The 6257-nt window shown below is 65.9% G+C and carries 5 protein-coding genes; all 5 read right to left on the bottom strand.

The window, feature by feature from the left end:
• Positions 1-306 precede the first annotated feature (306 nt).
• The 5 genes from ACTIFE_RS18095 to ACTIFE_RS18075 are packed head-to-tail and all read right to left on the bottom strand — an operon-like array spanning position 307 to position 6207.
• The gene (locus ACTIFE_RS18095) at positions 307-2838 is read right to left on the bottom strand and encodes a glycosyl hydrolase 2 galactose-binding domain-containing protein (RefSeq protein WP_439530531.1); all 2532 of its coding nucleotides are present in this window, start codon (positions 2836-2838) and stop codon (positions 307-309) included.
• Between the two features lie 6 nt (positions 2839-2844).
• Complete coding sequence (locus tag ACTIFE_RS18090; RefSeq protein ID WP_439530530.1) at positions 2845-3864, bottom strand: DUF1839 family protein; 1020 nt, start codon at positions 3862-3864, stop codon at positions 2845-2847.
• Position 3865: 1 nt separating this feature from the next.
• The gene (locus ACTIFE_RS18085) at positions 3866-4774 is read right to left on the bottom strand and encodes an amino acid--[acyl-carrier-protein] ligase (RefSeq protein ID WP_439530529.1); all 909 of its coding nucleotides are present in this window, start codon (positions 4772-4774) and stop codon (positions 3866-3868) included.
• 3 nt (positions 4775-4777) lie between these two features.
• Positions 4778-5959 carry an acyl-CoA dehydrogenase family protein gene (locus ACTIFE_RS18080; RefSeq protein ID WP_439530535.1) on the bottom strand — a complete coding sequence of 394 codons (1182 nt, stop codon included), beginning with the start codon at positions 5957-5959 and terminating at the stop codon, positions 4778-4780.
• The gene (locus tag ACTIFE_RS18075) at positions 5959-6207 is read right to left on the bottom strand and encodes an acyl carrier protein (protein ID WP_439530528.1); all 249 of its coding nucleotides are present in this window, start codon (positions 6205-6207) and stop codon (positions 5959-5961) included. The genes ACTIFE_RS18080 and ACTIFE_RS18075 overlap by 1 nt, the downstream gene beginning before the upstream one ends.
• Positions 6208-6257 lie beyond the last annotated feature (50 nt).

The raw sequence follows: 6257 nt of genomic DNA, 5'->3' as shown, positions 1-6257 counted from the left end.
CATCTTCACCGATGAGGAATGCTACAACTTCTTCAAAGCCGCAGGATATGGAACTAATTAAACGCGACACGCTCTAGTTGCCTGGATTAAAGTCCGCTCCCCCCACCCCCCAAACCCCTCCCCACGAGGGGGAGGGGAGCGGAGAGGCTCCGACAGGGTCTCACTTTCCAGGCACAGTCCTTCACATCGAACATGTGCCAGACTTCACCTGCGTTTTCCCTGCCCTGCTGTGGCGAGAGGAGCGCTTGCGGGATCTAACCGGGACAACCGCTTGTGCGGGAAATTCACCAACTGCTGGTCTAAACGCTAGGCCGTAAACCGCACATCCTGCAGGCCGTTGAGGGCGCTGATCACAGCGTCCAGCCGGGCATGGGCCGGCGTTGCTGCACGAGGATGCATCCGCACATGCCGGGTCTCGCCCGGCGCGATATTCAGGCCGTTTGTCTCTGGACGGAATTGCAGATCGCGTATCACGACACGCTGGGCAAAACGCCGTGCCGTCAGCGCCAGTTCGAAAATCCCCTCGCCCAGATCCTTCGCCTCAGCAGAGAGATCCAATTGCTGGCGCGGCAAAGCGAGGCCAAGCGGCAAGTGGAACGCCTCGCTGAGCGATGCCCCTGATGCATCGACGAGCCTTGCCCGGACGACATCATGCGACGGCGGCCCGAAGCGGTAGGCGTAGCCGAGGTCGAAGAAGCTGCCGATCAGTTCGAAGCCAGTGTGCCGCTGCTGCGAGCGCGGCGGCAGCACCACGTCCCGGGCAACAGAGATGACCGGCGTCAGCCCGTCGCGCCACGCTGTCAGCTCCAGCCGGGCCGCGACGGATGCCGCCGTCTCATTGAGGAGATGGATGTCGAGGCCATTGGTGCCCTCATCCGTGATCAGCACCTGCACCGGCGCCAGCACCTGCGACAGGATGCCGAGCGCAAGCTTCGGCTCGCCGTGGGCATCGATCAGCCCCCAGCCGGCACCGGGCATGAGATCGGACAGGGCCAGAACCATCGCGCCCCGGCAGGTCGAGCCGACGCGCCGCCACTCGGCGAAGGTGGCCGCCATCACCTCGCCCGTCACGGCCCGCGACAGCTCGAGATAGCGCTGCGGATCGTGGCTACGCAGTCGGGCAGGTTCGACGCCGTAGAGAGACCCGAGATAATGGTCACGCACGTCCTCGAAGTCCCAGCCTGCCCCCCGGTCGCGCGGCACGCGCGCCTTCCAGCGCGGATCGTGGCAGGCCATGTCGGCAAGCTCGCGCTCAAGCGTGACGGGTTCCGGCACGTTGGCAAAGGCAAGACATTCGCCGGCAAAGCGAACTCCTGCCCGGCGCGCATCCTCCAGCGGCCGCAGGTAGGCGCCGACGCCGTAGTAGTGGCCAATGCCCGCATTGGGCAGGAAGGGCAGATCGCCCCCGGTCGGCGAGTTGCGCACATAGGGCACGGAGGGGGCCAGCGTCGCAACGAGATCGGGCAGGAGGTTCTTGATCAGCGGCTGCGCCCGGCGCTCAGTCGCAAGGCCCATCATCGCCGCCTGCTGCTCCATCTCGCTGCCGCCGCAGAAGACGGCAAGGCTAGGGTGGATGCAAAGCCGGCCGGTCACCTCGGCGGCCTCGCGACGCACCCGCGCCTCGAAGGCGGGGTCGGCGATGGGATAGTCGAAATTGGCGAACTGGAAGTCCTGCCAGACCATCAACCCCAGCTCGTCGCAGAGCGCGAAGAAGGCCTCGCCCTCATAGGTCGTGAGGCCGGGGATGCGCAGGAGGTTCATGCCCGCGCTGGCCGCCGCCGCCAGCAGCGGACGCAGCGCCTCGGGTGTCGAGGCAAGGCGCAGGATGTCGGCGCTGGTCCACACTGCCCCGCGGGCAAATACGGGCACGCCGTTGACGACGAGCCCAAAGCCCTGACCATCAGCGCCCACATCGACCTCGACCCGTCGGAAGCCGGTGCGGCCAAGCCGGTGCCCGTGTCCAGCGAGGTGACCGGCTAGATGCAGCGTCACCTCATGCAGATGCGGCGTGCCATGGGTCGCAGGCCACCAGGGCGCGACATCGGGGAGGTAGAGCGTCGCGGCGTACTGCCCGTCCGGGCCGGCCACGAGCGGCACGTGATGGCCGGCGCAGGCAAGCTTCGCGTCCACGAGCGGCGCGGCGCTGATGAGCGTCAGCGACAGGACGCCGGTGCCGTCTTCGCCCAAGGTGCTGGCAAGCTGCGTGATGGCGATATCGGGGGCTCGCCCGGCCTCGTCCGGAAACGAGACAAACACATGCCGGTAGGGGCCGACGGCCTCCACCTCGGGGCACCAGCCGGGCATGTGGCCGAGCAGCGTGGTGCGCAGACCGCGCAATCCGGGCTGATCAACAAGCTGGGTCCGCCAGCGGGCGCGGGGAAGCTTGGCCGTAAGCCGCTCCGTGAGGGCACGGAACGCCAGATGCAGGGTGTTCCGGTCGTCGGCCTCCAGCTCGACTTCCAGCGTCTCGAACATGCTGTCCGAGCGGGCAACGAGTTGGCCGTTCCAGAAGATGTCGGTGAGCGTGGCGAGGCCTTCAAAGCGCAGGCGGCAGCGGGCACCGGCCTTTGCGGCAACGTCGGTCCGGTACCAGAAGTCCTTGTCCTGCAGGGCAAACGGCTCGGACGCCGAGAAGCCGCCATGATCCGCGAGCGCCCCGGCGACGGTGCCGGGGACAGTGGCCGGGATCCACTCGAGATCGTCGCTAAGGTCGGCAGGGGTTGCAACCTCGCCGGCATGGGTGCCGGCCAGCCCCCAGCCGGCGTCAAGCGGATGCAGTTGCTCGGCAAGGCGTCGTGGCGCAGGCAGGGGCGAGGGATCGGACACGGCGCTCGCCATCCCGTCTCACTCCGCCGCAGCGGCAGCAGGCTGGTTCGACAGGAGCCCGGTCAGTCCGTCGTGCAACCGGTCCCAGGCCTCGATCGCCGGCACCAGCGCGGGCGCGAGCTTGTCGAAGGACTTGCGCATCACCGCCCGGGCGAGCTGGAACTGCACCACCTTGGCGGTTGCCGAGATGGTCCGTGCCTCGGCGGCGAGCCGTTCAAGCGCCGACGCATCCAGAGCAGTGCCCTGCCGTGCCAGCCAGTCGAGATGGGCCGAGAACAGCTCGAAATTCGCACCGAACTGACGCAGGGTGTTGAAGGCGTAGAGATGGAAGAAGCCGAAGGGCCGCTCGGCAATCTCGGCCACCTGCGCCGGAAACACGGCGGCGAAGGTGGCAATCGGGTTGGCCTGCGGCGCGCGCGCCAGATGCCGGCGCAGCAGGGTGACGGCACGCCCGGCTAGCGTGGCTGCATCGGGCAGGGCGGCCGGGAACTTGACGAACTCGGTGTAGGGCAGGAACGGCAGCGCGCCCTCCGGCGCCGTGCGGTGGAAGATGCCGTCGAAATCCTCGCCCTCCAGCCGGTGCAGGCCGAGATTGTGGAAATAGTCCATCGTCCGGCCGTCGACATCGAGCCGGTTGATGGCAACGGTCGTCTTGCCGTGCTCCTTGCGGTAGGCGGTGCCCTGGGTATCGGGAAGATAGAAGCTGTCCATCTCGACGAGGCAGAGGTTGCCGCGCGCAATCTGTGCCGCGACATGCGCCTCGACCCGGTCGAAGATGGCAAGTTCGGTCACGCGGATACCGAACAGGGTCTCGAGGTCTTCCAGCGGCACCTTGAAGAAGGTGAACTGATCTCCCTCGAAATCCTGGGTGATGGCAAAGCCGAGCGCGGCCTCGGGCGGCTGCCCCAGCGCGGCCAGCACCTCGATCCAGATGTCGAGATAGCAATTGGTTTCCGGCCAGTCACGGCCGAGATCGTGCAGACCGTGGCGCTGATACGCCAGCGGATCAAGCGCCGGAAACACCTTGTCCCGCGTCATGTCAGCCCCAGAGTGCCTTGCGCACCGTTGACGGCCAGTCGGCCGTATCAAGTCCGTGATGGGCAAAGAGCGCCAGCGCGATCCGCTCCAGACCGAAGCCGACACAGGCCGTGTGGGCGACTTCCCCGTCAGCCGTGGTCAGACCCCAGGTCTTGCCGAAATGGTCCTGGTGATAGTTGAAGGACAGGCAGGCCGTCTTCTTCGCGGTCGAGGTCACCGGAATGAGCAGCTCGAACTTCAGCGCCTGGTCGCGCTGGTTGTTGGCCAGCATCTTGCCGGCGCGGCCGAAAAAGGGATCATTGGCGACATCGATCTCGACCGGCAGTTCGACGGCAGCGATCAGCTCCTGACCGCGCTCCATCCACTGCTGGCGGAAGGCCATCACTTCCTCCGGCGTGCCCATGCGGACATACTCGCGCATGCGGAACAGCTGCATGCGGGCCGGGTCCTTCGACGGCTCATGCCGGAAGCAATAGGACTGCAGGTCGAACAGGCCACCGCCGGCCGGCAGCGGGCCGCGCTTGGCAATGGTCGGGTAAAGCGGATAGCAGGCCGCCGGCGTCAGAACGATGTCGGTCGCCTTCTGGTCCTTGGTCCAGTCGCGGCCTTCGGCCATGCACTGCAGCAGGTTCACATGGTCCAGCTCGCAGCCGCAGAAGGAATGCACGGTTCCGGCGAGCTGCGGGAAGCTCTTCATGTAGCCCGAGCCCTCGAAGTGGCTGCGGTTCATGCCCGGAGGAAAGCGGATGACCTCGGACGGGGAGCTGCTGCCGAAGGCCGAGATCAGGCCTTCGAAGCGCTGGATCACGTCCTCGAAGGCGCCCGAACGGCCGTAGAGGCCATCGACGCCGGTGTCGATCAGGAGACCTGCATCAAACAGCCGGTCGAGAAGGGAGGTCTGCATGTCCATGTCTCACCCCAACAGGCTAGTGTCCTGCTTGTTCACAAGCAGCATCGTGGAAGTGTTGCCGAGAATGCGATCGTTGGAGATCATCAGCTGGGCGGAATGCGCATCGCGCAGGTGCCGGCCGATGCTGTAGGGCGTACCGTTCTTGTAGCCCATGATGCCGCTGATCAGCAGGCAGTGGTTGATGATCTCGAGGATCGTCTGCGACGAGGCGATCTTGACGTTGTTCATGGCCACCGCAAAGCCCATCGACGACAGCTTCGTCTCGTCCTTCTGGGCAGCGTCATACTGCTGCAGGGCGGCCAGGATGTTGGACTTGACCAGTTGCAGCAGGTTGGACGCTTCCGCAAGGCGCAGCGCGCCGGGCGGCACGGTGCCCGGCGACTTGCGGGCAGCGGCGCGGACGAAGGCCTGGGCGCGGGCAAAGGCATCCGAGGCGATGCCGAACCAGACGCCGCTCCACAGGATATGCGAATTGGCCAGCATCGACTGGGCCGCGATCTCGGCGAAAGGCTTGGGCAGGATCTGCTCGGCCGGCGCCTCGCCCTTGAAGATGAAGCCGTCCGAGCGGGTGCCACGCATGCCGAGCGTGTCCCAGTGATGGGTCTTCTCCAGCGTGTACTGACCCTTCTCGAACACGGTCATCACCTGGTCCGAGGGCGCGCTGTCAGCGCGGGCACGGGATGTGACCAGGATCGCATCCGCTGCCTCGGCATAGGAAATGACCGTGGCGTCCTTGGTCAGGCGGCAGATGTCGCCGTCGATTTCGATGGCGCAGATGGAATTGCGCAGGTTGCCGCCAATGCCGCCTTCCGTGGTTGCCGACGCCAAAAGCAGCTGGTCACCGGCAATACGGCGCATGTAAGCCTCATGCCAGGGCGCATTGTCTCCGTGCGACACCAGGCTCGACGCCTTGATCTGATGCATGGCGAAGACCATGCCGGAGGCAGCACAGGCCTGACCGAGAATGCAGCAGACTTCGGCGATCTCCGCCGTGGTCGCGCTTTCTCCGCCAAGATAGGCCGGGATCTGGATGCCGAGCAGGCGTTCAGCCTTCATGGCATCGACAGCTTCGCGCGGGAACCGCCCAGCAACGTCGACGTCATCCGCATGGGCCGCGGCCACCGCCGCTGCCCGCCGGGCGCGCTCGGTCAGGCTGAGCGCCTTGGCCTTGGCCAGCTCGTTCATCACGCCACCGCTTCTTCGGTCAACGAGGCCAGAGCGTCACGGATCGCAGCAATCGAGGCGAAGGACTTGCGGTTCAGCAGCGTCTCGGGAAACTCCACGTCGAACGCATCTTCCAGCGCCAGCATCAGCTGCACGGAGGCAAAGGACGACAGGCCCGCTTCGTACAGGTCGGCGGTGTCCGTCAGCGTCTCGACGGAAACCGGCAAGGCGCCGTGCTTGGCCAGCAATTCGCGAATCTTGGTGCTCATGTTGCGAAATCCCTCAACAAACAGGTAGGCAGCGCCTGCAGCCCTGCCGG

It is taken from the genome of Pannonibacter sp., from assembly GCF_051860505.1.
Lineage (GTDB): Bacteria > Pseudomonadota > Alphaproteobacteria > Rhizobiales > Stappiaceae > Pannonibacter.
Note: the sequence above shows the minus strand (reverse complement) of the source record. Positions and strands in the feature narration are given on the sequence as shown.